This window comes from Neoroseomonas lacus (genome assembly GCF_014644535.1).
GTDB classification, from domain to species: domain Bacteria; phylum Pseudomonadota; class Alphaproteobacteria; order Acetobacterales; family Acetobacteraceae; genus Neoroseomonas; species Neoroseomonas lacus.
The window spans coordinates 122,712-148,948 of the sequence record NZ_BMKW01000012.1; the positions used below are offsets into that span (position 1 = coordinate 122,712).

Genomic DNA, 26,237 nt, shown 5'->3' on the forward strand with positions numbered 1-26,237 from the left:
GAAGATGATTGGCCTGTATCCACGATCCCAGCGCCCGGTCTGCCGCTGACGGTCACACGAAGGTCAGCAGCCGGCGCGGATTGCCGATCACGATCGCCTCGACCTCCGCCTCGGTGAAGCCTCGCTCGCGCATCAGCGGCACCACATTGTCGAAGATGTGGCCGTAGCCATGGCCACCCCAGCGCGACAGCCGCGTGCGGTAACAGATGTCGTGGCTGATCACGACGCGATCGAGGTGCCCCCGCTCGATCAGGGCGCGGATTAGCCGCAGCCGGATGGCGTCGTTCGGCATGTCGATGGCGCCGAGTGCGTAGTAGCTCTGTTCCTGGCCGAACAGGTCGAATTCGATGACCACGCCGCTGTCGGCCAGGCGGAGGATGCGGGCCTCATCGAAGATCGTGCGGTCGATGTGGCTGATGATGATGCGCGACGGGTCGGCCCCGGCCGCGGTCACGAAATCGGCGATCTCCTGCGGCTGGTCCTGGTGCCGGCCGGGATGGACGTTCACCGCGGCGCCGGTCTCGGCCATGGCCAGCAGGGCGCCGCGCATGACGCGCTGTTCCTGCGCGGTCCAGGGGGCCTGGCAGCCGATTTCGCCAATGATGCCGGCGCGCACATCCGTGCCCCAGGCGCCGAGCTGCACCTGGTCGATGATCTCGCGGGCGAAATCATCCGGCCCGCGGGTGGCGTTGGCCGGGTCCTGGTACTCATGGACGTAGTGGCCGCAGCCCATGACGATGTTGAGGTTGGATTCGGCCGCCAGCCTGGCCAGCGCGCCGGGGTCGGGGTCGAGCCCGCCGCAGGTGAGTTCCACCATGGTTCGCCCACCGGCCTGCCGCATCAGGGCCAGTTCGGCAAGCGCGGTCGGTTCGCAGCGGAAGCGCAGGTTGCCCGGGACCTTGCGCTTGCGGCCGTAATTGATGGCGAAGCAGTTGCAGAGCGTGATCTCCGGCCCCTGGTCGGGGTCGGCGCGCATGGTGGGGGTGCGGATGTCCCAGATCAGATGCTCATGCATCAGCGTCGGGCCGAGTTCGGCGGGGTCGATGATGCCAAGCACGGTCTGCGCCCGCCCGCGCAGCGCTTCGCGCGTCAGGCGGGTCATGCGGCGCTCACCGGGGTGGGGCGGTGCTTGGCCGGCGCTGCGTCGGCGAGGGCGTTGTTGGGCCATTGGAACATGCCGGGGGACTCCGCGCTCTGATCCTGGTATCCGGTCCCTGCGCCGGCCCAGGCCGCCGCGAAGACTGGACCAGGCTGGCCGCGCCGTCGATGCCGCGGCAGCAAGGCCGTCCGCCCGCACGCCAAGTCGCTTTGACTTGGGGGCCGACTGCCCTATGTCCCCCCTTATGACAGGCGGGTGCGCCCTTGCGCCCGTCCCGACGCCGGATTCCCATGACCGACACGCCGCTTGAACTGATCCGCAACTTCTCCATCGTCGCGCATATCGACCATGGGAAGTCCACGCTCGCCGATCGCCTGATCCAGACGACCGGGACGGTGGCCGCGCGCGACATGAAGGAACAGCTGCTCGACAGCATGGATATCGAGCGCGAGCGCGGCATCACCATCAAGGCGCAGACCGTCCGCATCAGCTACCCGGCGAAGGACGGCAAGACCTACGTCCTGAACCTGATGGACACGCCGGGCCATGTCGACTTCGCCTATGAGGTCAGCCGGTCGCTCGCCGCCTGCGAGGGGTCGCTGCTGGTGGTCGATGCCTCCCAGGGGGTCGAGGCGCAGACGCTGGCCAATGTGTACCAGGCACTGGATGCCGGGCATGAGATTGTGCCGGTGCTCAACAAGATCGACCTGCCGGCGGCCGAACCCGACCGCGTGAAGCAGCAGATCGAGGATGTCATTGGCCTTGATGCCTCCGACGCGGTGATGATCAGCGCCAAGACCGGGCTGAACATCGAGGGCGTGCTGGAGGCGATCGTCACCCGGCTGCCGCCGCCCAAGGGCGATCCGTCCAAGACGCTGACCGCGCTGCTGGTCGACAGTTGGTACGACGCCTATCTGGGCGTGGTGGTGCTGGTGCGGGTGCGCGATGGGCATCTGCGCAAGGGCCAGCGCATCCGGATGATGTCGAACGGCGCCGTTCATACGGTGGAGCAGGTTGGTGTCTTCACGCCGAAGATGGTCGCCTGCGAGAGCCTCGGGCCGGGCGAGATGGGCTTCGTCACGGCCGCCATCAAGACCGTGGCCGACACCAATGTGGGCGACACCATCACCGATGACCGCAACCCGGCGACCGAGGCACTGCCGGGCTTCAAGCCGTCCATCCCGGTGGTGTGGTGCGGGCTGTATCCCGTCGATGCCGATGATTTCGAGAAGCTGCGCGAGAGCGTGGCCAAGCTGCGGCTGAACGACAGCAGCTTCCATTATGAGATGGAGACCTCGGCGGCGCTTGGCCTCGGCTATCGCTGCGGCTTCCTTGGGCTGCTGCATCTGGAGATCGTGCAGGAGCGGCTGTCGCGCGAATTCGACCTTGACCTGATCGCGACCGCGCCCTCCGTCGTCTACAAGCTGAAGCGGACGAATGGCGAGGAGTTCGATCTGCACAACCCGGCCGACATGCCGGACCCGAGCGTCATTGCCGAGATCCAGGAGCCGTGGATCAAGGCGACGATCATGGTGCCGGACGAATACCTCGGCCCGGTGCTGACGCTGTGCAACGAGCGCCGCGGGCGGCAGGTGGAACTGACCTATGTCGGCAGCCGTGCGATGGCGGTCTACATGCTGCCGCTGAACGAGGTGGTGTTCGACTTTTATGACCGCCTGAAATCCATCAGCCGCGGCTATGCGAGCTTCGACTATGCGATGGAGGGCTACGAGGCCGGCGACCTGGTGAAGATCTCGATCCTGGTGAATGCCGAGCCGGTGGATGCGCTGTCCTTCATGGCGCACCGCACCCAGGCGGACCGTCGTGGCCGGCAGATTTGCGAGAAGCTGAAGGAGCTGATCCCGCGCCAGCTGTTCAAGATCCCGATCCAGGCGGCGATCGGCGGGCGCGTGATCGCGCGCGAGACCATTTCCGCAATGTCCAAGGACGTGACGGCGAAGTGCTATGGCGGCGACATCAGCCGCAAGCGCAAGCTTCTGGACAAGCAGAAGGAAGGCAAGAAGCGCATGCGGCAATTCGGCAAGGTCGAGATTCCGCAAAGCGCCTTCATTGCCGCTCTGAAGATGGATGCGTGACAACACTGTAGCGGGCGGAGGCTGGCCGGGCGCAGCCTTCGGCTTCATGACCCGGAACTGCCCTTGACTTGCATTGGCGTTCGCCCAATTGCCTTGGGCGGCCGCTGCGGGCCCGTCGCCTCCGCAGCTTCAGGAGGACGCCCATGACAAGTATTTCCCGCCGCGCGCTTTCCGTCGCGATCACTGCGGTTGCCGCGGGCCTCGCCACGCCGGCTTTAGCGCAGGCGAATTTCCCCAACCGACCGATCTCGATGGTGATCCCGTTCGCGGCCGGCGGACCGACTGACACGGTCGGACGCCTGATCGCCCAGGCGATGGGCGCGGATCTCGGGCAGCCGGTGGTGGTCGAGAACAGTGGGGGCGCTGGCGGCACGATCGGTGCGCAGCGCGTCGCGAGCGCGCGTCCGGATGGGTATACCATCCTGCTGCACCACATCGGCATGGCGACGATCCCGACACTGTACCGTCGGTTGGCTTATGACCCGGTGAACGGCTTCGAGCCGATCGGCATGGTGACCGAGGTGCCGATGACGCTGATCGCCCGGCGCAACATCGAGGCGACCAACCTGTCTGAACTCGTTGCGCTGATCCGCCAGCGGGGTGAGGGGCTGAACTACGCCAATGCCGGCATCGGCGCGGCAAGCCATCTGTGCGGGTTGCTGCTGATGAAGGCTGTCGACACGCGGATGACGACGGTGCCGTACCGCGGTACTGGCCCGGCGATGAATGACCTTGTGTCCGGCACGGTCGACCTGATGTGCGACCAGACCACCAACACGACCGAGCAGATCCGCGCCGGCACGGTGCGTGCCTTTGCCGTGACGACGCCTGAGCGCATTGCGGCGTTGCCCGACCTGCCGACCTCGGCCCAGGGCGGTCTGCCGGGCTTCGAGGTAAGCGTGTGGCACGGTCTCTATGCGCCGCGTGGTACGCCGGCGGCGATCGTGGCGCGGCTGAACCAGGCGCTGGTGAAGGCGCTGCAGGACCCGGCGGTGGCGAGCCGATTCGCCGATCTGGGCACTGCACCTGTGCCGATTGCGCGGGCGACGCCGGAGGTTCATCGGGCATTCTGGCAGGCTGATATCGCGAAGTGGCGGCCGCTGATCCAAGCGGCGGGACAGTTTGCCGATTGATGTGAAAAGGGCGCGGCCAATGGGTTGCCCTAGGGCCGCTCCCTGACTATGGTCCGCGCCCTCCGGACAGGTGGCCGAGCGGTCGAAGGCGCGCGCCTGGAAAGTGCGTATACGTCAAAAGCGTATCGTGGGTTCGAATCCCACCCTGTCCGCCATTTCCCCTACTAGATATGGTCTCCGCCCGAGGCCCTCGCGCCGTGGGGCGCAGTTATCCTGCGGGTTCGGCGCCCGACCTGTTGACAGGCTGCGCCCGCGAGCGGCCCCGGTCACGTCTCCGGAGGCCCGATTCTCTCCGCACCTGTTGACCGGGCTGATTTCGTACGCGGGAAAAGGCGCTTGAAAAACAGCGACGTGAGGCCCGTTGCCGGCGGCCGAGTTCGCATTCGCGCTGGGACATCCAAGCGCTTCCGATGAGCATCACCCGCGTGGCACTCCCATCAACCCACCAAGGCCGTGGTTGCCAGCGCGCGGTCAGGAGGACAGCACGACGGCCCAGGCGCCACGCCACACCTACCCGTCACGCCGACGGCGCCCGCGCGACAGCAGGATGTAGGATCCCGAGTCCGGGGAATACTCCAGCAACGGCAACCAGCTCTGATGCTGCACTGCGCCGTCCTGCCGCGACGCCACCACGGCTTCTGACTCGTGCTCCGGGATCAAACCCAGCACCAGGCTCCAGGCCTCGCCCGCCTCGTCATCGCTAAGCTCTTCTGGCCCGAGTTCCGGGACCCATTTGTCAGGGGGGCCGAACTCGTACTCGAACTGCTCGATCAGGGGACGCTCGATCTCGACCGTGACCTGCTGCTTCCCAGCACTAAGTGCCGGGCGGAACGGGCGTGGAGCGCGGTGGAGCACGAATCCGCGGTCCACGAACCAGTCGGTGTTGATTTCGGCTGCACCCGACCGAGCATCGATCGCCTGCACCTTGCCGCGCAACGCGTGCCTAGCTGTCCCGCGGGCCGCGAGGGCCGCGCGCGGCGAGGCCGGGAGTTGATCGAAGAGCAACAAGTGCACCTCAGCATCAATGGCGCTCACCCGTTCGATGCGCTTGTCAATTTCGAAGTACAGTGCCTGGCCGACCACAGGCGCGCGCTCGGACCCGCACTGCGCTACCACCAGAAGCGTTCGCCCGCCAGCTGGGCGAGGCTGGTCGTCGCCGATGAAGGCCCGCAGGCGGTCCAGCCAATCAGCATACCAGCGGGCGTAGGCCTCCTTCAGATTTGTGTCGTAGAGAGTCGAGTCGTCGTAAGCTGCCTCGATGTGCGTGCGGATGTCAGCGAAGGCCGGCTCAGTGGCAGGGCCCTCTAGCAGCACCGAAGCCTCGCCATTCATGCCGCGCAGCGCGAAGCCCGTGAGGTTGTGGGAGCCGACGCGCTGCGATGCGAAATGACCTCGGACGGCGTCTCAGCGAAGACCATCATGCGCTGGACGGGCGCCAGCGAACGCGCTGTGAAGGGATGGTTCGGCGGAAAGCGTGGCCCGCGCGGTGAACACCTCATCGCCCTGATGGCCGGGTCCGATGCCGTCTTCCTCGCTGTGCTGCGCCTCGCGCAACGTGATCGCTTTGAGCCTTCGCCGGATCTGGACGCAGTCAGGGACTATCTCCGGCAGGCCTTGTCGGCGCTGGATGAGGCGGGCTCTAATGTCGGCCCAGAGAGTACCGAGTGATGGCCGGCCGTTCGGCAGTAGGCCTCAGCGAGAACGACTGTTGAGCAGCCGATCGACTTCCGCCTTTACTCGGCTCTCAGAAAGACCAACAACGCCGAAGCGTTCGTAGAGCGAGGAGACCAGTGGAAAGAGGTGCTCAGCCAGACGAGCAGTGACGCCCTGGGCAGGGATGGCAGTCTCAAGCATTGCCTCATCGCTCCGAGCGGCATGCCCCTCGATCAGGAGATCGGCCAAGGGGTTTGCCCAAGAGCGCAGTACGCGGCCGCCTAGCCCGGAGTATAACGCTCTGAAGCGGATCGTCAGCGGTGCGCGGTCATTCCCTCGCATGAGCGCGCCGAATTTCTCGGCATGCAGCAGTGCCTCGCCCATGCGCCATATGGGCAGCGTCGTATCCATGATTGTGCCTGGCGAGAACGTCTCCTGGCTGTCTTCTTGGTATCCACGGATAAGGAAGAGCCGGCCGCTCGGCGCCGCGCGCCAGAAATCGCTGTGGGCTGCATCACTGAAGCCACGTTCAATGCCCTCATGCCCTTCAGGGGCAAGCCAGCACTCAATCGTGCCGTCCACTTCGCGCGGCGCGATCTCGGGCCTCTGTGGAACCCAGAACACTGGCCACCCCGTATGCCTCGTCACCGCCTTGTCGAGGATTTCCTCGAAGGCTGTAAGGCTGAGTGTTTTCAAATCGCCTTCGACGCAGTAATCGAAGCGATACCAGCCATGCGGGAACCGCCCGGGCGAGTCTTTCGGCAGCCCTTCCGTCAGCCTGCGCCAACGCTCGAATGCTTCGCGCACAAATGCTTCCTGCGCTCCCTGCTCGGTTTGCTCGTCTACCAGACCGACGACGCGCAAGATGTCGAACGCCTTGGACAAGGTGAGCGTCGTTTCTCCGCGCTCGAAGGTTGCCATAGTCGGAACGCTGACGCTCGCCAGCGCGGCGTGCTCCCGCTGAGTAAGCTTCTCGGCCTTTCGTCGCCGCAAGGCCTCGTCGACCAGCGCTCGCCAGTTCAACGGCGCTATTCCCCAAGGATTCTCAGACATGCGTTTGTCACGATCTCTGCGAAACGGGTTACGAAGCCGTCCGGGCCTTCCGCCGCGGGCGGAGTGATGATCGGCGCGGCCTTGCGCACCTGCCGCTTGAGATCCGAGAAGGTCTGGTCGACCGCCCGCGTCGGCAAGCCGATCTCCAGCCCAAAGCGGCGAAGCAGGGGACCGTCGGCCGCATCCAGATTTACTTTGCGCCCGCCGATAGTGAGCGCCAGCGTCTGATCGAAGCCATCGTAGATCGCGGTATTCAACACGTCATAGGCAGGCGACAGGCGTAGTCCTGCGGGTGTTTCGAGCAGCGAGAAGTTCTTCAGGTGCGCATCGCAGTTCCCGACGAGCGCGAAGACAAGCAGGCGGCGGTAGAAGCGCAACAGGTCGATTGGCGGGCGCGCCGAGTACCGTTTGATGATCGACGCAATATCCTCATACGCTGCATCGTACTTGCCCGCGTAATCCTGCCCGCGCGGTTTGCAAAGGATCTGCGCGCAGTCCTCAAGCCTTAGCTTTTCGCCGCGTGCCCCCCGGTCGAATCGGCTGACGATAAGAGCTGTCTCTTCGACCACCGACACATGGGCCAGTTCGAACTTCGTGACCTCGTTCGCGCCGAGCACTGCGGCCGTCCAGCGGAGGCTCAGAGCCTCGTTGCGCACCAGGGTGTTGATCCGCTCCGAGTTGAACTTGGCAATGTAGGGCGCAAGCCCTTGCGAGGCTGCCGGTCGGAAACCGTTCCCGTCCTTCACCACGAGCAGCTTCTTCTGGATACCGGAGACCGTCCTGCCGGGGCTCGCCGTCGCCTCAGTGATCTCAGGAGCTGGGGCTATCTCGTCAGGGAGGCGCAGGCTCACAGCGCCAATGCAGTCTGCGCCATATCGCAGGAGAAGACCGAGGTCGTCTTCCTCGATGACATGAGCGACCCTAGCCTGTTGCTCACGCAGCCAACCTTCTGGTGCGAGATGCTCGAAGAACGGGTGGAGCCCCCGTGCCCATTCATGTTCCCGCCGAACCGCCGGGAAGCAACAGGCGATGTCCTCGGTCCAGCCCGGGGCGTAGGTAAAGCGGGTCCCACGGCCGGCCGTCTCTGTGAGGGCGCCTGCTAGCCGGTCCTTATAGAGGATGTCGGCGGTCCGCAAAGCCATGCTAAATTACGGTTCCATCTCTTGCCCAAGCCCGGCCAAGTTCGGCCGCCAGGGAAGTTATCGTTTTTCATATGGCTTTCTGGAGCCAAAAAGCAAGATATATCTTCATTCATGACGCGGAAGTCCACATAGAGGAGGCGTGCTTTTGCTCGGGCGGACGGACGCCAGCATTTCACTAACCCAATAGAGCCAGAGCTTCACTGAGGCCCCAACCGTGGCACCTGCCGGCAGTCTTCCAGGCAACAGGTCGGCGACGGTTCGAACCTGGGCGCACTCCCTCCGCCAGATAACCATTCATCGACTTTCGCAATCATCCACCCACATCCAGTGACTCGCTAAAGGCTGTCGGAAATCCGCCATTCTTGTGTCTCCCGCTGCCCGTCTCTGTCCGATGGCATCCCGCTCCAACCGGCCCTATGTTGTGGGGAAATCGGTGGGGATCGTGGGGTGGGTGTCTCTCTCACCGGCATTTGTGGGGAAAATTCCCGACTCGGGCCGAGGCTGTGGGGCAGACATGGCGAGCAAGCAGGCATTGACGGCGTTAGTGGTGCGGCAGGCCGGACCCGGCACCCGTGTGGACGGGTCGGGGCTGATGCTGGTGGTGCAGCGCAGCGGGTCCGCGACGTGGATGCTCCGCTACAGTATCGCCGGCCGGCGGCGGGACATGGGCCTCGGTTCGGCGCGGGGCTCGGCGCGGTCACCCTTGCGGACGCGCGGGAACGGGCCGCGCAGGCGCACCGGCTGATCGGCGACGGCATTGACCCCCTCGACCAACGGAAGGCGCAGGTCGACGCCGCAGCCACCGAAACGGCCCGCACGGCGGCCGGGGATGAGGCCGGTGCCCGGACCTTTGAGCGGGTGGCCGGGCTCTATGTCGCTGCCCATGAAGGCGGCTGGCGCAGCGGCAAGCACGCGGCACAGTGGACCGCGACCCTGACTACCCACGCCTTTCCCCACATCGGCGCCATGCCGGTGGCGGTGATCGAGACGGCCAACGTGCTGGCTACGCTGCAACCGATCTGGGCCACCAAGCCCGAGACGGCCAGCCGGCTGCGTGGGCGGATCGAAGCCATTCTGGACTATGCGCGGGTGCAGGGCTGGCGCCAGGGAGAGAACCCCACCCGATGGCGTGGCCATCTGGACCATCTGCTTCCCCGCCGCAGCATGATCGCCCCGGTAGAGCATCGCCCCGCGCTGTAGCTGAAGGAAATGCCGGCCTTCATGCGGGCGCTCAACCGGAAGCCAGGGAACGGCGCGCGGGCGTTGCGCTTCTGTATCCTGACGGCCGCCCGCTCAGGGGAGGGGCGAGGGATGATCTGGCGCGAGGTGGACATTTCGTCCCGCGTGTGGACCGTCCCCGCCGCTCGGATGAAGACGCGCCGAGAGCACCGCGTTCCCCTGTCGGAAGCCGCCCTGGCTGCGTTGTTGGACCAGTTGCCCGATGATGGCAGCAAGCCCGACCCGACCGCACTGGTCTTTCCCGGCCGGCGCCAGGGCCGTCCCTTGTCCGACATGACCCTCTCGCAGCTTGTGCGGAGGATGGCGACGGATGGCCTGAAGGACGGCGAGGCCCCGCGTTGGCGCGATGCGGGCGGCGAGGCGGTGACGGTGCATGGCTTTCGCAGCACGTTTCGGGACTGGGCCAGTTAGGCGACGGGTCACCCGCACGAAGCTGTCGCGATGGCGCTCGCCCATACTGTGGGGAATAAGGTGGAAGCAGCCTATCGGCGCGGCGACATGTGCACGAAGCGGGTTCGGCTGATGGAGGATTGGGCGGCCTACAGCCTGCGCTCGCCGGTCGAGGTGCATCACCTTCCAGGCGCCGCCGGCTGACCCCCTCCGGGAAAAGTTCGCGTTCTGTGGGGCCGATGACTATGGACCTCCTCCAGCAGGCCATTCGCCAGCAGGCTGCGCAGGACGCTCTGGCGGGCTGCTGCCGGCAGATGCTTGGGTGGTGCGGCGAGCAGCGCGCCATGCTGTGCCGCCCTGCTGAGGATCACGCGTTGGGTTTCGGAAGGCTTCGTCATCGTTGGGCTTCGGTTCCGCGACCGATGCTCCGGGTGCTTCCAGCCCGAGCCCCGCGGTGGAGCCTCAGCGGGGCAGCGCTGTGCACACCGCGCCGCAGACCATTCGCTCCACAGCGGCGCGATGCCAAGCGAAGGTCGCGATCATCTCGTTGCATTCTGTGTCTTCGCACCCATCAACAGCGTCGGTTTCGACAGAAAGATCGAGGGCAAGCCCTTCGGGTCTGCGGTCTGCCCGAGGCCGTGCCCGCGGCCATGTAGGGTACGTCCTTGCTGCTATAGTCCGGCCAGTCGGAGTTTGCGGTGGAGCGACCAGGAAATTGCCGGGCCTGGCAGCGGGAGCGACACTGATGATCTCTGTCATCGCGAGCCGCGTACTCACGTGCGATAGCTGCGCAAGGCCTCTGGAATCGACTGCCGGTGTAACTGGCAGCACAACGTCAAGCACGCGTTCGCGATCCCATTCTCGATGTCGAACGATGCACGCCTGGTAGATCCTTGGTGAGCGCCTCCACCAGTTTTGCGGACAGCGCCTTTAGGTAGTGCTTGCGCATCACGCCCGACGTCCCAGGCGCGGCAACCAATGGGGCGCCGTCGTGAGCGCCGGCAGCATTGCGGTGGAGTGCGCTGCACTACGATAGCGCCACCTATGTCGACAATCGAGGCCGTAGCTGCAAAGGCCGGCCTGCCAACGCCGTCGCCGAAAGCGGGTTGCGAGATCGTGCAGTCGCATTCTGGCGTTGTCGGCAGACACGCCACCACGAGCGGTGCACTCGACCATACGTCGCAAGTTGACCAGACCTAGCGCAGACCCATACGCTTCCAATCAATGCCGACCGACGCCGTCCAACCAACGAGCGGACAGGCCGGCGAAGGGAAGGAATCCAAGACGATGACGATGAGTCTAAGCCGTCGTGCCGCCCTTGCCACCGGGCTTACCGCCGCTGCGTTCGCGGCACCCGCCTACGCCCAGACGCGTGAACGCGTCGCGCGGGTCTGGGGCGAACCCGGCCCCTATATCGGCGTGTTCACCAATGGTCTGAACGAATGGGCGCAGCGCAATGCGCCTGGTTTGCGCTTTGAGTCCGAGCAGATCGCCTGGGACGGCGTCTATACAAAGCTGGCGACCGACCTCGCTGCGCGCCGGCCACCGGCGCTGATCAGCGTGGAATCACCCATCGCCTATCAGCTCGCAGCCGAGGGCCTGCTGGAGCCGATGCAGGACGTCAACACCGCGATCCGTGCGCGCGAACGCCTGGTGGACGGCTTCACCATCGATGATTTCGGCACCTGGAAGGGCACGCAATACGCGGTGCCGCTGCACCACCAGGGCTGCCTTTTCATCATGCAGGATGATGTGCGCCAGGAAGTCGGCCTCTCGGATCCGACCAACTGGACCTGGACCGACCTGCTGAATGGCGCCAAGGCGATCCAGGCGAAGCGGCAAGGCACCGCCGGCTTCACCATGGCGCTCGGCCGCAATCTTTGTGGCGACTATCATATCCAGCAACTGATCTGGCAGGCCGGTGGCCTGACCTGGGATCCCGCCCGCAACTTCGAGACCACCTTCAACACCCCGGCGACGATCGAAGCCTATGAGTTCATCAAGGAGCTTTATGCCACGATGCCGCGTTCGGCGGTGGAGTTCAGCTTTCTGCAGGTGGTGGACCAGCACGTTACCGGCCGCACCGGCAGCAGCTTCTACTGGGGCCGCACCATGGGCCGCGCCTTCGACGAGGCGAAGCCGATCTACGACAAGATGGAATACTACCTGAATCCGGCCCATCCGCGCACCGGCGCGCGCTGGTCCTGGACCGACATCAACGGCTTCATCATGCCGCGCCAGAACAACCCCTTCATCCGCGAGGCGAAGGAGGCGATGGCCCATGTGATGAACAGCACCGAATGGATGGTGCGCTATTCGAACAGCCTGTTCCCCAATGTCGGTCCGGTCTTCAAGGACCAGGCGACGTCACCGGACCTGCTCAACAACCCGATGTACCAGCAGAAGAAGCGCAGCGTGGACGTGATCTTCACCGGTTTCGTCCCCTACGCCTGCAATTCCGGGCATGAGCTGAAGAAGGGCATCAATCCGCTTGCCGGCATCGGCCATGGGCGCAACGTGTGGTCGCAGGTTGCCCAGCGCATCCTGGTGAACAATGAGAACCCGCGTGCCGCAGTCGAGTGGGGTCATCGCCAGTTCGAGGATATCCGCCGCGAAAACCGTCGCCTGCTGGGGTAATGATCGCGTGAAACTCCGGCTGAGTGACCGCCAAGTGGGGGTGCTGTTCATGCTCCCCCTCATTGTTGCGGTCGGTGTCTTCCTGGTCTGGCCGATCGCCGAGGCGGTACGCCTGTCCTTCGTCCGCTACAATCCGCTGCGGCCGGACGAACAGCCCTTCGTCGGTTTCGACAACTACCTGTTCGTGCTGGATGACCCGCTGTTCTGGGAGAGCTTCACCCAGGCGCTCGTCTGGACCGGCTGGTCCACCGTGCTGCAGGCGCTAATTGGCGTTGGCCTGGCCTTGCTGCTGCATCAGCCGCTCAAGGGCATGAACGTGTTCCGAGGCCTGCTGCTGTTTCCCTATATCGTGCCGACGGTGGTGATCGCGCTGAACTGGCGCTGGCTATTCAATGCCGAGATTGGCATCGTCAACCACCTGCTGATGTCGGCGGGCATCATCGACGAGCGGATCGCCTGGCTGTCCACGCCGAACATGGCGATGGCCAGTGCCATCATGCTGAATGTCTGGAAGTACACGCCCTTTGTCGTGATTGTCGTGCTGGCCAGGCTGCAGACCATCCCGACCGAATTGTACGACGCCGCCAAGGTGGATGGCGCCGGCGCCCTCCGCAGGTTTCGCGACATCACCCTGCCGCAGCTCGCCGAGGTGCTGGCGGTGGTCATTGTCTTCCGCACTATCTGGACCTTCAACAAGTTCGAGGAGATCTACCTCCTGACGCGCGGCGGGCCGGGCACCTCGACCTACAATCTCGCGCTCTACGCCTTCGACCAGTCGATCGCTAATCTGCGCATGGGGGTCGGCGCTGCTTCCGGCGTCATCATGCTGCTGCTGCTGCTGGCGGGATCCGTGGTTTACATCCGTATTTCCGGCTTTGGCCGGGAGGACAAATCCGCATGAGACCCTGGGCAGCGGCGATCCTGTATGCGGTGCTGGGCGCGATAACTTTCGTGGTCTGCTTCCCCTTGCTGTGGGCAATCTCCACCAGCCTGAAGCCGAAGGAGGAGATCTTCCGCTGGCCACCCACCCTCTGGCCGGAGAACGTCACCTTCGAGGCGTATCGGGAATTGCTGTTCGGCAGTTCCGTGGCCAGCGCGCCCGGCGCGGGTGTGGCGCCTTCTGCCTATTTCCTAACTTGGTTCGGCAACTCCATCATCGTCTCGGTGGGTTCGACGCTCATCTCCATCACCATCGCGACGCTTGCGGCCTATTCGCTCACGCGCTTCCGCTTCTGGGGGCAACGGTCGGTGCCCTACATCGCCATTCTGGGCTACATGGTGCCGAGCGTGATCTTCGTCTTCCCAATGTTCCTGACCATGGTGTCACTGGACCTGACGGACACGCTGTTCTCGCTGATCCTCGGCTATGTCTGCATCACGCTGCCGTTCTGCCTATGGCTGATGTGGGCCTTCTTCCGCGGCGTACCGATCGAGATCGAGGAGGCCGCGCTGGTCGATGGCGCATCGCGACTCCAGGTATTCCGTCAGATCGTGCTGCCGGTCGCACTGCCGGGCATCATCGCGGCGTCGATCTTCTCTCTCATCGTATCGTGGAACGACTACCTGTTCGGGCGCGTGTTCATGAACTCGATGGAGAACCTGCCGCTGACGGTGGGCGTGATGCATTTCTTCGACGGAACGCATGTGGACTGGGCGCTGATGATGGCGTCGTCGGTCCTCATGACGCTGCCTATGGCGATCCTGTTCGGTTTCATGCAGCGCCACTTGGTGGCGGGTTTTGGCGCGGGGGCGGTGAAGGGATGACAGATGTCGTCATGCAGGGACTGTCGAAGTCCTTCGGCAGCAATACGGTCCTGAAGGCGCTTGATTTGCGCGTGCCCTCGCGGCAGTTCGTCACCCTGCTGGGCCCATCGGGCTGCGGCAAGACGACGCTGCTGCGCCTGATCGCGGGGTTGGAGAAGGCGACGGCCGGCGAGATCCGCTTCGGCGACCGCCGCGTCGATACGCTGCCGCCTGGCGATCGCAACATCGCCATGGTGTTCCAGTCCTATGCTCTCTACCCGACGATGGATGTGGCGCGGAACATCGGCTACGGACTGGAAGTGCGCCGGACGCCGAAGGCGGAGAAGCAGGAGAAGGTCGGCGCCGTCGCCAAGGTGCTCGAGATCCTGCACCTTCTCGGCCGCAAACCGAAGCAGTTGTCCGGCGGGCAGCGGCAGCGCGTGGCACTTGGCCGCGCCATGGTCCGGCGCCCCGACATCTTCCTGATGGATGAGCCGCTTTCGAACCTCGACGCCAAGCTGCGCGCGGCGATGCGTGGCGAGTTACGCCGCTTCCACCTCGATCTCGGTACCACCACGGTCTATGTCACGCACGACCAGCTTGAAGCGATGACCATGTCAGACCTTGTCGTGGTGATGAATGAAGGCGTGGTCCAGCAGATCGGTACGCCGGAAGACGTCTATGGCAAGCCGGCCAACCTGTTCGTCGCCGGATTCATCGGCACGCCGCCGATGAATTTGATTCCGGCCCAACTGCGGAATGGTGTGTTGACGGTGGCAGGAACGCCATTGCCGATTCCGATTCCGCCTGGGGCGCCGACCGAACTCGTTGTCGGCGTCAGGCCACAGGACGTGGCCATTGTCGAAGCAGGCAGCCCGGGTGCGATCCCCGGGAAGGTCTGGATCGTGGAACTGATCGGCAGCGAACGGCTCATCGAGGTGGAACTGGCGCCGAAGCTGCGTGTCATCGCCGAGGTGCGCGCAACGCATCGCGCGGCGATCGACGACGTCGTCGCGATCCGTCCCGACCCCGCGCATCTGCACGTCTTCGATCCCGCCACGGGGCAGGCGATCAGCCTATAGCGTCCGTTCGGGCCCATCGGCCCGAACGTGCTCAGCGCTACCGCGCTGCCGGTTGGAACATCAGCGCGAAGCTGGGAACATAGGTGGTGAGGAACAGCACTACGAGCATCCACAGGATTTGCGGCCAGATCGCGCGGCTGATGCGTGTCAGTGACAGCCCGCTGATTGCCATGCCGATGAACAGGCAGTAGCCGATCGGCGGTGCGGCCATGCCGATCGACACGTTGGTCACGATGATCGCGCCGAAATGGATCGGGTCCACGCCGAAGCGATTAGCGATGGCGATCAGCATCGGACCGAGGATCACCATGATGGCGATCTCATCCATCACTGCGGCCAACAGGAAGAAGGCGATGTTCAGCGCGGCGAGCGCCATCCACTTCTCGCTGATGTTGGCTGCCATCCAGGCCGCGAAGCGTGTCGCGATCTGTTCCTGCGCCACCAGGATGCCGAAGCCCGCCGAAACCGCGATGATGGCGCAGACGATCGCGCTGGTGCGCATCGCACGGAAGAAAATGGCCGGCAGCGCGGATAGTTGCAACTGCTTCTCGATGAACAGCCCGACCAGCAGTGCATAGACGCAGGAAACGGCGGCCGCTTCGGTCGGGGTGAAGATGCCGCCATAGATCCCGCCGAGCACGACCAGGGGGGAAGCCAGCGCCCAGCGGCCGCGCGCAAAAGCCGTCGCGGCTTCCCTGATGCTGGCGCGCGGCAGGCGTGGCACGTCGTTCCGCCAGGCATGGCCCCAGCAGATCACCAGCAGACCGAAGGCGAGGACGATGCCGGGCACGATGCCGGACAGGAACAGCCGTCCGATGGATTGCTCGGCCACGATCCCCCAGATGACGAAGGCAATGGAGGGCGGGATCAGCGGCCCCAACACGCCGGCGCTGACCGCGATGGAGGCCGCGAAGGCACGGTCATAGCCGGCCGTGACCATGGCCGGGATCATGATCGCACCGATCGCGGCGGTCGTTGCGGGCGCCGAACCGGAGATGGCCGAGAACACCAGCGCCGCCAGAACGGTGACCATCGCGAGCCCGCCGCGCAGGTGCCGCACCAGTGTAGAGGCGAAGTCCACCAGGCGCTGCGACAGGCCACCGGCCGACATCAACTCTCCGGCCAGCATGAAGAGCGGGATGGCGAGCAGGCTGAACTGCTGCGACCCGCTGATGACGGATTGCGCGAGGAAGGCCGGTTCGATGTCGGCCGCAATCAGCGCGCCGGAGATGACCAGCGGGATGGAGATGGCAAAGGGCACGCCAAGGATCACCAGCAGGGCGAAGCCTGCGGTGAGAAACCAGGTGATTTCGGTCACGCCATGCTGCCTTCGTCGTCGGGCACCGCGCCACCCGGGCGCAGCATGCGTTCGAAGCCGAACAACGCCATGAGCACGCCGCAGGCAATGGCGAGGGCATTGAGGATTTCCGTCGGGTAGCCGATTGCCGCCGAGACGGAGCCGGAGGTGATGTCGAGGAACCGCCACGCCGACCAGACGAGGAACAGGCCAAGCGCCATGGTCGCAGCATCGACCAGGCGCTCATAGCCGACGCGCCCGCCGCTGGGCAGGAGGTCGGGAAGCAGCGTCAGGCGAACATGGAAGCCGTCATGCACGCCGAGGGCGAGGCCGCCGAGGACGCTCCAGGAGAACAGCAGCACCGCCGCTTCCTCGCTCCAGGAGGATGCGGCGCCCAGCACGTAACGGGTGATCACCTGGTAGACGATGCAGCCGAGCATGCCCGCCGCGGCAAGGGCGACGGACCAGCGCGTAGCAGTCGCCACGCCTCGGGCGAGCAGGCCCAGAGTCCTCATTGCACGGCGGCCAGCGCTTCCCGCACGATGTCGGCGCCGATCTGGCCGCGGAAGCTCTCATACATCGGCAGCACGCCGCGGCGGAAGGCCGTCTTGTCCGGCACTTCGTTGATTTGCATGTTGTTGCGGCGAAGGCTTTCCAGCAGCCCCGCATTCGCCGCGCCATTGGCGGCGCGCTGGGCTCGCGTTGCCTCGGCGGCCGCCTCGGTGACCGGGCCCTTCAGGTCGGCGGGCAGTCGGTCGAAGGTACGCTTGGCCATCAGCAGGCCGATCATCGAATAGATGTGCCCGGTCAGCGACAGGTACTTCGTCACCTCATAATACTTGTTCTGGTCGATGACCCCGAGTGGGATTTCCAGCCCGTCGATCGCGCCCTGCTGCACGGCGGTGAAGGTCTCGCCCCAGGCCATCGGCACGGCGTTGCCGCCCAGGCTGCGGAACATCTCGATGTAGATCGGGCTTTGCAGCACGCGGAACTTCACGCCGCGAAGATCCTCCGGCTTCACGATCGGCCGGACGTTGTTGATCATCTGGCGGAAGCCGCCTTCCATGTAGCCGAGCGGGATGACGCCGCGCGCTTCCAGCCGTGTCTTCAGCGACTGCCCGACCGGACCATCCAGCACGCGATGCGCCTGCTCCTCGCTGGAGAACAGGAACGGCATGTCGTTCACCTGGAAGGCGGGTTCGATCTGCGCGATGACCGCATTGGTGATGACGCCCATGTCTACGGTGCCGAGGCGCATGCCATCCAGCATCGGGCGCTCATCCCCCAGGGCGCGATTCGGGAAGAATTGCACATCCACGCGTTCGCCGACGCGGCGCGCCAGCGCCTGCTGGAACTGGTGCGCACCCACCGCATACGGGTCCTGCGCACCGTCGCCGCTGGTCCAGCCGATGCGCAGCACGGTGCGTGCCTGGGCCTGCAGGATGGACGGAGCGGCCGCAAGGGCGAATGCCGCGGCCCCGAGGCTGCGGCGGTTGAGGTGCGTCATCGGGCGTTTCCTTCGAGGTCCGGTTGGGTCCGGGCGGGTCGCGCCAATGATAAGGCGGTGGTGCGGTGGGGCAAGCCGGTGATCAGGCTGGGTCCATGAGCCGCCCGAACCCGGCTGCCGCATCGGCAATGGCGCAACTGCGCAGCATGTGCCACGCCATGACCTGGTTGCTGGTGATGACCGGCATGTCGAGCTCGGCTTCCAGCGGTGCGATCAGCCCGGCGGAACGGATGGCGGTGCAGGAGATGAAGCAGGCATCCGCACCCGGCATTGCGACAGCCGCCGCGCGCACCTGCGCGGCGATCCGTTCGGGCGCGAGTTCCGCCATCTCGGCATTGGTGTTCAGTCCCATCATCGCGCCACCGGACACGGTTATCCCCTGCGCGGCGAGGAAGGCGATCTCTCTCTCATGCACAGACGCTACGTAGGGGGTTACCAGCAGCACACGGCGCGCCTCCAGTGCGGCAAGGGCACCGAGGATCGCATCGGCGGTAGTCGTGCCCGGGAGGCCGGTCGCGTCTTGTATCCGTTGCACGATGCCGCCCGCCATGGACGGCGCGAAGGTGGATACGGCTGTGCAGTGGAAGCCGATCAGGCGCGGCCGCGCATCGGCCAACAGGCGTGCAGCTACTTCCAGGGAACCTATCATGTGCAGCAACTCGGCTTCCGAACTGCCGCGCAATTCGAGGCGCGTGACCAGCGCGGCGACGCCGGTGGGCAGCATGGCGTGGATTTCGGCCTCGCAGACCTGGTTGCCGGATGGCACCATCAGCCCGATGCGGGCGCGGTCTCCGTAGTCGAGGGGCTCTGCCATGCCCCGGCTATTGGAAGCGTTCACAGTGACGCTCGCGCTTCGGCCAGCCAGCGCCGGTCGATGTAGTCGGCAGCGTGAGTGCGCGCGCGCGTTGGTAGGTTGCGGATCAGGGCGCTCGCCTCGATCAGCGCCTGCACCCCAGCCTCGCTGGCCTCGCCGTCGCGGGGAAAGATATCGTCGCGCGTGTACTCGTCCCAGGCGCGGTCGGCGTAGTGAGGCTCAATGCCGCTTTCCTTCATTGCGACGTCGCGGGCCAAGTTGCGATCGCTACAGAAATGCTCGTGCGCCCGAAGGAAACCTCGCAGGAACCGCAAAAGGGGATCGCGGTGTGCTTCTGCCCAGCGGGTATCCACATTAAGGCTGGTGAACTGGAAGTTCTGCCGCGGCTCGCACAGCGAGACGAAACCCTGGTCGAGCGCTATGTGGTTGAGCGGCGCACCCTGCAGGCCGGCGTCGATGCCGCCGCTACGCAGCAGATCCCACCGCGCAAGGATGGGACCGCAGGGCACCAGGTCATAGTCGCCCGGCCAGTTCAGGCCTTCGCCCGCGAGCAGCCGCATGATCAGGGATGATGATCCGGCGTGGAGCGAGGAGACCCCGATCCGCTTGCCGCGCAACCCCTTGAGGCCTTCGATCCCCGGCCGCGCGATCAGGGAAAACGGTAGCCGGTTCACGTTGCCGCCGATGATCGCTTGGTGCCCTCCGGCTTCCGCGTCGAGGATCACATGTTCCGTCACGCCGTAGGCAAGCTGTGCTTGGCCTGAGCGCAGGCGCTCATTGACCTCCTCTATGCCCTCGATGTGATCGATGGTCAGCGCGATTCCCTCGGAGGCAAACGATCCTGCATGCAAGCCAAGCCAGGCCGGCATGTTGAAATAGTTGCGCGAGACGACGACGAGAGTGAGGGGGGTCATGGAGTTCCTCCTGCCACCATGCCAGACCTGACCGCCTACGAAGGCAAGCCCCCCAGAGCAAATTGCTTATGCATTTCGGTCGAAGCAGACAGCGTTCCAATGGTGAGGGACCACGCCCTGGCCAAACTTAAACACTCATCGAATGTAAGAGTCTGACCCTGAACTCAGGTGGAACGAGCCAATCGTCTGGTGAGCAGTTACACGGAGGCGGCGTATAGGAATGCCGCCGCGGAAGTGATGGTCGATTCGAAATCCTCGACGAGGCGGCGGTTACGGCCGAGCCAGGCGAAGCAGCGTTCGACCACCCAGCGCCTCGGTGCACGGCGAAGCCGATTTGGTCCTTCGGCTTACGCACGATCTCGATGGCGATGCAGGAGGCATCGGCGACGCGACGGGCGGCGTAACCCGCGTCGGCGAAGGCCTTTTCGACGAACGGGAAGTTGCCTCTGGAGGCCTGGAGCAAAGGGATCGCGCCATCACTGTCCTGCACTGACGCGGCGTGGCACCGCAGAACCAGGGGGCGGCCATCGATGTCCACCATGGCGTAACGTTTGCGCCCCTGGACGTTCTTGCCGGCGTCATAGTCGCGAGGCCCGCCGGCTTTGGTGGTCTTGGTGCTTTGGCTGTCGATCACGGCCGCGAACGGGCTGGTCTCTCGGCCGACCCGTTCGCGGTCCAGCATGACGAGGTGGTGGTTCACGCTCTCCCAGACGCCGCGATCGCGGAACCTACTGAACCAGCCATAAACCGTCTGCCGCGGTGGAAAGCAGCCCGGCCGCATCCGCCAAGGAATGCCTCCGCACGGGACATAGAAGATCGCGTTGAGGACTTCGCGCATCGGCTAATGTGGTGGCCGTCCCACCCGTGAAGGCGGCGGCAGCAAAGGTGCCAGCACGGCCAATTCCGCGTCAGTCACTCACTGCCGAAGGGCAGGCCATCTCGCCTATGAAGGGCGCGGGTGGTCGGGGTCCGCATCAGGCTGTTCCTCAAACTTGGTCTCGACAACCTGTTGGAATCACGGCCGCCCCGACCATCCAACCCCCGTTCCGCTCGCATTCAGAGTGAGGCTCTAAGGCGAATCGCGATCGGACCCGGCGAATGTGCCTGGGCTTACCAATCTCGCGGCCTCAGACCTTCCCGGAAGCGGTCCAGTACGCGCTGCACCTCGGCGTCTGCCAGCGCTGCGACCTCAGCGAGTCGTGCTTCGAGCCTGTCGACATCCGGGATGTCGGCGAGCGCCTTCCGACTGCCATCGGCCCGTTTGGATCGATGCTTTGCGGAGCGCGAGAGCACGAGCGTCAGACTCGATCTGCGCGGCGGCCCAGGCGCGACCTTCGTCTGGCTGAAGGTCCTTCCAATGCAACAGAAGGGTGATTGGTTAGCGTTGGCTCAGGAGCCTACCTTCAATCGACGAGGCAGTTACGCCGTTGCTTTCCGGGCTGCGGACGGGCGTGAAGCAAGCGGTGAGGTTCAGCGCGACGGTGAAGTCGATGGTCTCAAGGGTGCTGACGCCGGACAGGTCGTCCCGCTCATCCGCGAGGCGATGGAGCGCGGCGAGATCTTCCGAACCCATGCCTTCGAACTCGCTTGTACCCAGAACCGCATCGAGCACCGACTGACCAAGCCCTACCACCCGTGGACGAACGGCCACGTCGAGAGGATGAACAGGACGCTCAAGGAGGCCATCGTCCAGCGCTACCACCACGGCAGCCACGACGACCTCCGCAGTCACCTCGCCCTGTTCCTCGATGCCTACAACTACGCCCGCCTCCTCAAGACCCTGAAGGGCCTCACGCCCTACGAGTTCATTTGCCGATCATGGGCCGCAGAGCCCCAGAGGTTCACGGCAAATCCGCACCATGAAATGCCGGGACCAGACATATGGAAGCACGCACGTAGTGACAGATATTCAGTCCAGCGTTGAACGACGAGCGACGAACCCGGCTGGTGTGCTCCGCATCGCGGCAGCGTGAACGTCACGGCGATCGCGCCGGCACTCCCCTGGGCGTTGCCGACCCAACCAACAGCCGCGGCAACCAGCGCGACCGCCAGGCCTATTGCCGCCGTGAAACCCGCACCGGGAGATGTCGCGCAGCCCGCGCCGCGATCCGGCGCCTCTATAGCGAGGCCCGGGCCCGTGCCAGCCAGGATCGGTCGATGTAGTCCTCCGCATGCGTACCGGCGCGTGAGGGCAGTTCCCGGATCAGGGCGCTGGTCTCGATCAATGCCTGCACACCGGCCGCACTGGCCTCGCCATCGCGGGGGAAGATAGCTTCTCGGGTGTATTCTTCCCAGGCGAGGTTGGCGTGCCGGGGTTCGATCCCTGTCTCCGTCACCGCCACTGCATTCGCCTCGTCGCGATCGCTATAGAAGCGTTCATGCGCAACCAGAAAGCAGCGCAGGAAGCGCAGCAGCACATCGTCGTTCGCCAAGGCCCAATCCTTCTGGACATCAAGGCTGGTGAACTGGAATTGCGGAACCTCGGTGCGCGGTTCGCAAAGCGAGACAAAGCCTTGCTCCAGCGCGATGCTGTTCAACGGAGCGCCCTGCAGGCCGGCATCGATCCCGCCGCTGCGCAGCAGGTTCCACCGCGCGAGGATCGGCCCGCACGGCACCAAGTCATAGTCGTCTGGATAGTGCAGGCCGCGTGCCGCCAGCAGCTTCATGATCAGCGATGAACTGCCGGCGCGCAACGACGAGACGCCGATCCGCATGCCGCGAAGTCCCTCGATGCCGACGATGCCGGGGCGGGCGATCAGCGAGAAGGGCAGCTTGTTGACATTGCCGCCGATGATCACGGAGCGCCCTCCTGACTCCGCATCGAGGATGACATGCTCAGTGACACCATAGGCCAACTGCGCCCGGCCATCGCGCAGCCGCTCATTCACTTCCTCGATGCCTTCGATGTGGTCTAGCGTCACATCGAGCCCCTCGGCCGCGAACAAGCCGGCGCCGCGGGCGATCCACAGCGGCAAATTGAAATAATTGCGCGAGACCATGGCGACGGTCAGTGGGCGCATGGTGGTCCTCCAAGGCAGCACAGGGTCATCGGCCAGGCTCCGCTTCGCGCGGCTTCGGTCGCCTGATCGTTAGGACGTTGGCATCTCGTCGCCATCAATGCCGAGATAGGCGCGCTGGACATCCGGGCTGCTGGCCAGCGCGTCCGCGGTGCCGGACAGCACGGAGCGCCCGGTCTGGATGACATAGCCACGGTCGGCGATCTCCAGGGCCAGTTCCACGGATTGCTCGGCGATCAAAAGGGTCAGGCCCTCGTCACGCAGCAACTGCAGCTTCTCGTACATCATCTCGACGATGGCCGGCGCGAGGCCCAGCGAGGGCTCATCGAGCAGCAGCAGCCGCGGTGCGCTCATCAGAGCACGGCCGACCGCCAGCATCTGCCGCTCCCCGCCGGAAAGCGTGCCGGCGGCCTGTCGCCGTCGTTCCTTCAGCTTCGGGAGGAAGGCGAAGACATGCTCAAGCAAAGCCGCCTCGCGATGCCTGTCACGCAGCGGCGTGGCGCCGAGTCGCAGGTTCTGCTCGACCGTCTGGTTGACGAACAGGCGCCAGCCTTCCGGCGCCAACGCAAGGCCGCGCCCCACCACCGAGAAGGCCGGTAGCCCGCCGATCGGCGCGCCTTCCCACAGCACTTGCCCCGCCGTCGGCCTTACCAAGCCGATGATGGCATTCAGCACCGTGGTCTTGCCGGCTCCGTTGGACCCAAGCAACGCAACCACCTCTCCCTTGCGCACTTCCAGCGACACATCGGCCACACCCACCAAGTCGCCATAGCGCACTTCGAGGTTGCGCACGCTGAGTAGCGGCGCCGCTTCAGTCCCGCTCATGCCCGCACTGCCTTGCGCCTGAGGCTGCGGCCGAGATAGGCCTCGATGACGCCCGGATCCTGCACCACGTCACGCGGCAGGCCCTGCGCGATCACCTTGCCCTGGTGAAACACGACCGCCCGATCGGCGAGCGAGAGGATCACCTCCATCACGTGCTCGACAATGACGAGCGTGATCCCCTTGGCATGGATGCGCCGCACCAGTTCGATGGCGATGCGCACCTCGGTTGGCGTCAGCCCCGCCAGGGCCTCGTCGAGCAACAGGATCTCGGGCTCGGTCGCCAGTGCCCGGGCAATCTCAAGCCGCTTGCGTGCCGGTGTGCCAAGGCTGCTGGACCGCGCCTCGGCCATCGGCCCCAGGCCGGTGAATTCAATGACCTGGTCCGCCGCCGCCGCCGCGTCGCGCCTGTGGCTGTGGCGCAGGAAGGCGCCGACCATGACGTTGTCGCGCACGCTGAGGTCATCGAAGACGGCCGGAACCTGCCAACTGCGCGCCAGGCCCAACCGGGCATGTTCCTCCGGTGTTGCCCGCGTCACGTCGTGACCACGCAGCCATATGCTGCCCGATGCCGGTTGCCTGTCGCCTGCGAGGCAGTTGAAGAAGGTGCTCTTGCCGGCACCATTAGGGCCGATCAGGCCAATGATCTCGCCCTTTCCGATGCTGAGCGAGGCGCCATCGACAGCGCGGAAGCTGCCGAAGGTGACGACGATATCGCGTGCTTCGAGCAGCGGTGCGTCAGCCTGCACGACGTGCCCTCCATGCCTGGAGACGCGTCAGGATCTCGGCCAAGCCACCCGGTGCAAAGCGGCTGATGAAGACGATGATCGCGCCATAGACGACATAGGTGATGCCGGTGCCGCCGCCGCCGAACATCGCGTTGGTGAATTCCTCGAGTGGTACCAGCAGCGCGGCACCGACCAGCGGCCCGAACAACGTGCCGGCACCGCCGAGTGCCGCGGCGATCACCATCTTGACAGACAGCAGGATGCCAAAGCCGCTGTCCGGATCGACGAAGCCGACCATGGTCGCATAGAGCGACCCGGCGAGTGAGGTGAAGCCGGCCGAAACCAGCAGCGCGTAGAGCTTGAAGCGGGGCGCCGGTACGCCGAGGCTGCGCGCCGCCCGTTCCTGCCCACGGATCGCGCGCAGGTAGTACCCCATGCGGCTGCGGCTCATCTGCCAGGTGAACAGCAGCAGCACCGCGAGGACACCGCCGAAGATGTAGTAGTACGGGACTGGGCTGATGAAGGAGAGGTCGGCCATCGATCTCGGCAGGGCTGGCCCGGAGACGCCGACACCACCACCAAGCACCGGCGAGTTGACCACGATGATCCGCGCGAGTTCCGCCAGCGCGATGGTCGCCATCGAGAAGTAATGCCCCTTGAGCCGCAGCGTCGGGGTGCCGACGATGGTCGCGAGCAGCAAGGAAAGCGCAATGCCGACGGGCGCGCCCACCATCGGCGCCCATTCGAACCAAGTGTAGCCGAGTAGCGACGCATAGGCGCCGCAGCCGAAGAACAGCACATGGCCGATGGAGATCTGCCCGGCATAGCCACCCACCAGGTTCCAGGCCGACGCCGACAAGGCAGACAGCATCACCAGCGCGCCGATACGCTGATAGAAGACGTTGTCGACCAGCAGCGGCCAGCACAGCAGGGCCGCCAGCGCCAGCACGCCCAGGACCAGGTTGCCCACGCCGCGCGTCAACGCGCGGGCCGCGATCTGCGCACTCATGCCTTGCCCAACAGTCCCTGCGGCCGGAACCAGAGCACGCCCAGGAACAGGACGAAGACCACGACGTCCTTGAAGGCCGGACCGATCCAGAAGGAGGTGAGGGATTCCACCACGCCGATCGTCAGCCCAGCCACCAGCGCGCCCGGAACGGAGCCGAATCCGCCGAGGCAGACGACGACGAAGGCAATCAGCGCCAGCGATTCCCCGACCAGCGGCGAGATATAGAAGAACAAGGCGATCAGCGCGCCGGCAACACCGGTACACGCGGCGCCAAGCCCCCAGGCGAGGGCCTGCATCGGATCAGGCCGGATGCCCACGAGCATCGCCGCGTTGCGGTCCTCCGCCACCGCCAGAAGCCGGCTACCTAGCGCGGTGCGCGTGAGCAGCAGATGCAGCCCGATGGTGAGCGCCAGCGCCGCGATCCCCGCCGCGACACGCGACGGTTCCAGCCGCAGCCCGGCGAAGGTCACCACATCGCCGAGCAGGTTCTCCGGCAGCGACACGAAGTTTGCCGTGAAGATCCACAGGGTTGCGTAGCGCAGCACGAGGGCGAGACCGAATGTGCCCAGGATCTGCGCCAGCATCGGCCCGCGCATGACATGCCGTACCAGGCCAAAATAGACCGTCACGCCAAGCAGGAACAACAGCATCGCCGCGGCGGGCACGAAGAACACCGGCCCGAGATGCAGCGCCGTGAACACGACGAAGGCGACATACATCGCGATCATGACGAAGTCGCCATGCGCGAAATTGACGACGTTCATCATGCCCCAGATCAGCGTAAGGCCTGACGAGAACAGGGCGTAGACGGCTCCCATCAGGAAGCCGTTCAGCACCACCTGCGCGAGGATCATCGGAAGTA

24 protein-coding genes, 1 tRNA gene and 3 pseudogenes are annotated in these 26,237 nt (G+C 65.1%); 13 read left to right on the forward strand and 15 right to left on the reverse strand.

Translation table 11 applies throughout. The features are described from left to right. Positions 1-52: 52 nt before the first annotated feature. A complete protein-coding gene (locus IEY36_RS22670) occupies positions 53-1,102 on the reverse strand; it encodes a phosphotriesterase family protein (protein WP_188971150.1) in 1,050 nt (349 codons plus the stop codon). A 287-nt stretch (positions 1,103-1,389) separates the two neighbouring features. On the opposite strand from IEY36_RS22670, the gene lepA reads away from it, so the two are divergent. From lepA to IEY36_RS22685, 3 genes are all read left to right on the forward strand, one after another. Beyond that, positions 1,390-3,195, forward strand: coding sequence for a translation elongation factor 4 (gene lepA / locus IEY36_RS22675; protein WP_188971152.1), 1,806 nt, complete (start codon positions 1,390-1,392; stop codon positions 3,193-3,195). Positions 3,196-3,338: 143 nt separating this feature from the next. Further along, positions 3,339-4,328: a tripartite tricarboxylate transporter substrate-binding protein gene (locus IEY36_RS22680; protein WP_188971154.1), complete on the forward strand. Its 990-nt coding sequence runs from the start codon at positions 3,339-3,341 to the stop codon at positions 4,326-4,328. Positions 4,329-4,392: 64 nt separating this feature from the next. Beyond that, positions 4,393-4,483 (forward strand) — tRNA-Ser (locus IEY36_RS22685). Positions 4,484-4,838: 355 nt separating this feature from the next. On the opposite strand, the gene IEY36_RS22690 is transcribed toward IEY36_RS22685, so the two are convergent. Beyond that, positions 4,839-5,660, reverse strand: a complete 822-nt coding sequence (locus IEY36_RS22690) for a hypothetical protein (protein WP_188971156.1) — start codon at positions 5,658-5,660, stop codon at positions 4,839-4,841. A 54-nt stretch (positions 5,661-5,714) separates the two neighbouring features. On the opposite strand from IEY36_RS22690, the gene IEY36_RS22695 reads away from it, so the two are divergent. Next, positions 5,715-5,996: a hypothetical protein gene (locus tag IEY36_RS22695; RefSeq protein WP_188971158.1), complete on the forward strand. Its 282-nt coding sequence runs from the start codon at positions 5,715-5,717 to the stop codon at positions 5,994-5,996. Positions 5,997-6,020: 24 nt separating this feature from the next. On the opposite strand, the gene IEY36_RS22700 is transcribed toward IEY36_RS22695, so the two are convergent. Together IEY36_RS22700 and IEY36_RS22705 are read right to left on the reverse strand one after the other, a co-directional pair. Beyond that, positions 6,021-7,034 (reverse strand): helix-turn-helix transcriptional regulator, encoded by a 1,014-nt coding sequence (locus tag IEY36_RS22700; protein ID WP_188971160.1) that lies wholly within the window; start codon positions 7,032-7,034, stop codon positions 6,021-6,023. After that, positions 7,010-8,176, reverse strand: coding sequence for a type II toxin-antitoxin system HipA family toxin (locus tag IEY36_RS22705; protein ID WP_188971162.1), 1,167 nt, complete (start codon positions 8,174-8,176; stop codon positions 7,010-7,012). Before IEY36_RS22705 ends, IEY36_RS22700 begins: the two co-directional genes overlap by 25 nt. A 514-nt stretch (positions 8,177-8,690) precedes the next feature. Between IEY36_RS22705 and IEY36_RS31435 the strand changes: the two are divergent. The 8 genes and pseudogenes from IEY36_RS31435 to IEY36_RS22730 form a co-directional block, all read left to right on the forward strand. Then, a pseudogene (locus IEY36_RS31435) lies at positions 8,691-8,765 on the forward strand (hypothetical protein); the annotation flags it as partial. A gap of 35 nt (positions 8,766-8,800) precedes the next feature. After that, a complete protein-coding gene (locus IEY36_RS30760; RefSeq protein ID WP_229681504.1) occupies positions 8,801-9,376 on the forward strand; it encodes a tyrosine-type recombinase/integrase in 576 nt (191 codons plus the stop codon). Positions 9,377-9,397: 21 nt separating this feature from the next. Continuing rightward, a complete protein-coding gene (locus IEY36_RS30765; protein ID WP_229681505.1) occupies positions 9,398-9,826 on the forward strand; it encodes a tyrosine-type recombinase/integrase in 429 nt (142 codons plus the stop codon). Positions 9,827-9,856: 30 nt separating this feature from the next. After that, entirely contained in the window at positions 9,857-10,009 is a 153-nt protein-coding gene (locus IEY36_RS30770; RefSeq protein ID WP_229681506.1) for a hypothetical protein, read from the forward strand. 1,083 nt (positions 10,010-11,092) lie between these two features. Then, positions 11,093-12,442: an ABC transporter substrate-binding protein gene (locus IEY36_RS22715; RefSeq protein WP_188971164.1), complete on the forward strand. Its 1,350-nt coding sequence runs from the start codon at positions 11,093-11,095 to the stop codon at positions 12,440-12,442. A gap of 49 nt (positions 12,443-12,491) precedes the next feature. Beyond that, entirely contained in the window at positions 12,492-13,343 is an 852-nt protein-coding gene (locus tag IEY36_RS22720) for a carbohydrate ABC transporter permease (RefSeq protein WP_229681507.1), read from the forward strand. Continuing rightward, positions 13,340-14,206, forward strand: a complete 867-nt coding sequence (locus IEY36_RS22725; RefSeq protein ID WP_188971168.1) for a carbohydrate ABC transporter permease — start codon at positions 13,340-13,342, stop codon at positions 14,204-14,206. The genes IEY36_RS22720 and IEY36_RS22725 overlap by 4 nt, the downstream gene beginning before the upstream one ends. Continuing rightward, complete coding sequence (locus IEY36_RS22730) at positions 14,203-15,267, forward strand: ABC transporter ATP-binding protein (RefSeq protein ID WP_188971170.1); 1,065 nt, start codon at positions 14,203-14,205, stop codon at positions 15,265-15,267. The genes IEY36_RS22725 and IEY36_RS22730 overlap by 4 nt, the downstream gene beginning before the upstream one ends. 37 nt (positions 15,268-15,304) lie before the next feature. Here IEY36_RS22730 and IEY36_RS22735 read toward each other — a convergent pair whose 3' ends face one another. The 6 genes and pseudogenes from IEY36_RS22735 to IEY36_RS22760 all read right to left on the reverse strand — a co-directional run bounded on the left by IEY36_RS22735 (position 15,305) and on the right by IEY36_RS22760 (position 20,774). Continuing rightward, positions 15,305-16,585 carry a TRAP transporter large permease gene (locus tag IEY36_RS22735; RefSeq protein WP_188971172.1) on the reverse strand — a complete coding sequence of 427 codons (1,281 nt, stop codon included), beginning with the start codon at positions 16,583-16,585 and terminating at the stop codon, positions 15,305-15,307. Continuing rightward, positions 16,582-17,079: a TRAP transporter small permease gene (locus tag IEY36_RS22740; protein ID WP_188971174.1), complete on the reverse strand. Its 498-nt coding sequence runs from the start codon at positions 17,077-17,079 to the stop codon at positions 16,582-16,584. Before IEY36_RS22740 ends, IEY36_RS22735 begins: the two co-directional genes overlap by 4 nt. Next, positions 17,076-18,071 carry a TRAP transporter substrate-binding protein gene (locus IEY36_RS22745; RefSeq protein WP_188971176.1) on the reverse strand — a complete coding sequence of 332 codons (996 nt, stop codon included), beginning with the start codon at positions 18,069-18,071 and terminating at the stop codon, positions 17,076-17,078. The genes IEY36_RS22740 and IEY36_RS22745 overlap by 4 nt, the downstream gene beginning before the upstream one ends. 82 nt (positions 18,072-18,153) lie before the next feature. Beyond that, complete coding sequence (locus IEY36_RS22750) at positions 18,154-18,885, reverse strand: maleate cis-trans isomerase family protein (protein ID WP_188971178.1); 732 nt, start codon at positions 18,883-18,885, stop codon at positions 18,154-18,156. Between the two features lie 20 nt (positions 18,886-18,905). Further along, complete coding sequence (locus IEY36_RS22755) at positions 18,906-19,799, reverse strand: ABC transporter substrate-binding protein (RefSeq protein WP_188971180.1); 894 nt, start codon at positions 19,797-19,799, stop codon at positions 18,906-18,908. Positions 19,800-19,996: 197 nt separating this feature from the next. Next, a pseudogene (locus IEY36_RS22760) lies at positions 19,997-20,774 on the reverse strand (IS5 family transposase). A 595-nt stretch (positions 20,775-21,369) separates the two neighbouring features. Here IEY36_RS22760 and IEY36_RS30775 point away from each other — a divergent pair. Continuing rightward, positions 21,370-21,723: pseudogene (locus tag IEY36_RS30775) on the forward strand (integrase core domain-containing protein); the annotation flags it as partial. A gap of 193 nt (positions 21,724-21,916) precedes the next feature. On the opposite strand, the gene IEY36_RS22770 reads toward IEY36_RS30775, so the two are convergent. The 5 genes from IEY36_RS22770 to IEY36_RS22790 all read right to left on the reverse strand — a co-directional run bounded on the left by IEY36_RS22770 (position 21,917) and on the right by IEY36_RS22790 (position 26,229). Continuing rightward, positions 21,917-22,819 carry an ABC transporter substrate-binding protein gene (locus tag IEY36_RS22770; protein WP_188971183.1) on the reverse strand — a complete coding sequence of 301 codons (903 nt, stop codon included), beginning with the start codon at positions 22,817-22,819 and terminating at the stop codon, positions 21,917-21,919. A 69-nt stretch (positions 22,820-22,888) separates the two neighbouring features. After that, the gene (locus IEY36_RS22775) at positions 22,889-23,641 is read right to left on the reverse strand and encodes an ABC transporter ATP-binding protein (protein ID WP_188971185.1); all 753 of its coding nucleotides are present in this window, start codon (positions 23,639-23,641) and stop codon (positions 22,889-22,891) included. Further along, positions 23,638-24,387, reverse strand: a complete 750-nt coding sequence (locus IEY36_RS22780) for an ABC transporter ATP-binding protein (RefSeq protein WP_229681508.1) — start codon at positions 24,385-24,387, stop codon at positions 23,638-23,640. The genes IEY36_RS22775 and IEY36_RS22780 overlap by 4 nt, the downstream gene beginning before the upstream one ends. Further along, complete coding sequence (locus IEY36_RS22785) at positions 24,377-25,375, reverse strand: branched-chain amino acid ABC transporter permease (protein ID WP_188971187.1); 999 nt, start codon at positions 25,373-25,375, stop codon at positions 24,377-24,379. Before IEY36_RS22785 ends, IEY36_RS22780 begins: the two co-directional genes overlap by 11 nt. Next, the gene (locus IEY36_RS22790; protein WP_188971189.1) at positions 25,372-26,229 is read right to left on the reverse strand and encodes a branched-chain amino acid ABC transporter permease; all 858 of its coding nucleotides are present in this window, start codon (positions 26,227-26,229) and stop codon (positions 25,372-25,374) included. The genes IEY36_RS22785 and IEY36_RS22790 overlap by 4 nt, the downstream gene beginning before the upstream one ends. Between the last annotated feature and the right edge of the window lie 8 nt (positions 26,230-26,237).

Coding starts and splice junctions, on each gene's coding strand:
- IEY36_RS22670 (WP_188971150.1), bottom strand. CDS start 1,102: ATGACCCGCCTGACGCGCGAAGCGCTGCGCGGGCGGGCGCAGACCGTG.
- lepA (WP_188971152.1), top strand. CDS start 1,390: ATGACCGACACGCCGCTTGAACTGATCCGCAACTTCTCCATCGTCGCG.
- IEY36_RS22680 (WP_188971154.1), top strand. CDS start 3,339: ATGACAAGTATTTCCCGCCGCGCGCTTTCCGTCGCGATCACTGCGGTT.
- IEY36_RS22690 (WP_188971156.1), bottom strand. CDS start 5,660: ATGAATGGCGAGGCTTCGGTGCTGCTAGAGGGCCCTGCCACTGAGCCG.
- IEY36_RS22695 (WP_188971158.1), top strand. CDS start 5,715: ATGACCTCGGACGGCGTCTCAGCGAAGACCATCATGCGCTGGACGGGC.
- IEY36_RS22700 (WP_188971160.1), bottom strand. CDS start 7,034: ATGTCTGAGAATCCTTGGGGAATAGCGCCGTTGAACTGGCGAGCGCTG.
- IEY36_RS22705 (WP_188971162.1), bottom strand. CDS start 8,176: ATGGCTTTGCGGACCGCCGACATCCTCTATAAGGACCGGCTAGCAGGC.
- IEY36_RS30765 (WP_229681505.1), top strand. CDS start 9,398: ATGCGGGCGCTCAACCGGAAGCCAGGGAACGGCGCGCGGGCGTTGCGC.
- IEY36_RS30770 (WP_229681506.1), top strand. CDS start 9,857: ATGGCGCTCGCCCATACTGTGGGGAATAAGGTGGAAGCAGCCTATCGG.
- IEY36_RS22715 (WP_188971164.1), top strand. CDS start 11,093: ATGACGATGAGTCTAAGCCGTCGTGCCGCCCTTGCCACCGGGCTTACC.
- IEY36_RS22720 (WP_229681507.1), top strand. CDS start 12,492: ATGCTCCCCCTCATTGTTGCGGTCGGTGTCTTCCTGGTCTGGCCGATC.
- IEY36_RS22725 (WP_188971168.1), top strand. CDS start 13,340: ATGAGACCCTGGGCAGCGGCGATCCTGTATGCGGTGCTGGGCGCGATA.
- IEY36_RS22730 (WP_188971170.1), top strand. CDS start 14,203: ATGACAGATGTCGTCATGCAGGGACTGTCGAAGTCCTTCGGCAGCAAT.
- IEY36_RS22740 (WP_188971174.1), bottom strand. CDS start 17,079: ATGAGGACTCTGGGCCTGCTCGCCCGAGGCGTGGCGACTGCTACGCGC.
- IEY36_RS22745 (WP_188971176.1), bottom strand. CDS start 18,071: ATGACGCACCTCAACCGCCGCAGCCTCGGGGCCGCGGCATTCGCCCTT.
- IEY36_RS22750 (WP_188971178.1), bottom strand. CDS start 18,885: ATGGCAGAGCCCCTCGACTACGGAGACCGCGCCCGCATCGGGCTGATG.
- IEY36_RS22755 (WP_188971180.1), bottom strand. CDS start 19,799: ATGACCCCCCTCACTCTCGTCGTCGTCTCGCGCAACTATTTCAACATG.
- IEY36_RS22770 (WP_188971183.1), bottom strand. CDS start 22,819: ATGCGCCCACTGACCGTCGCCATGGTCTCGCGCAATTATTTCAATTTG.
- IEY36_RS22775 (WP_188971185.1), bottom strand. CDS start 23,641: ATGAGCGGGACTGAAGCGGCGCCGCTACTCAGCGTGCGCAACCTCGAA.
- IEY36_RS22785 (WP_188971187.1), bottom strand. CDS start 25,375: ATGAGTGCGCAGATCGCGGCCCGCGCGTTGACGCGCGGCGTGGGCAAC.
- IEY36_RS22790 (WP_188971189.1), bottom strand. CDS start 26,229: ATGATCCTCGCGCAGGTGGTGCTGAACGGCTTCCTGATGGGAGCCGTC.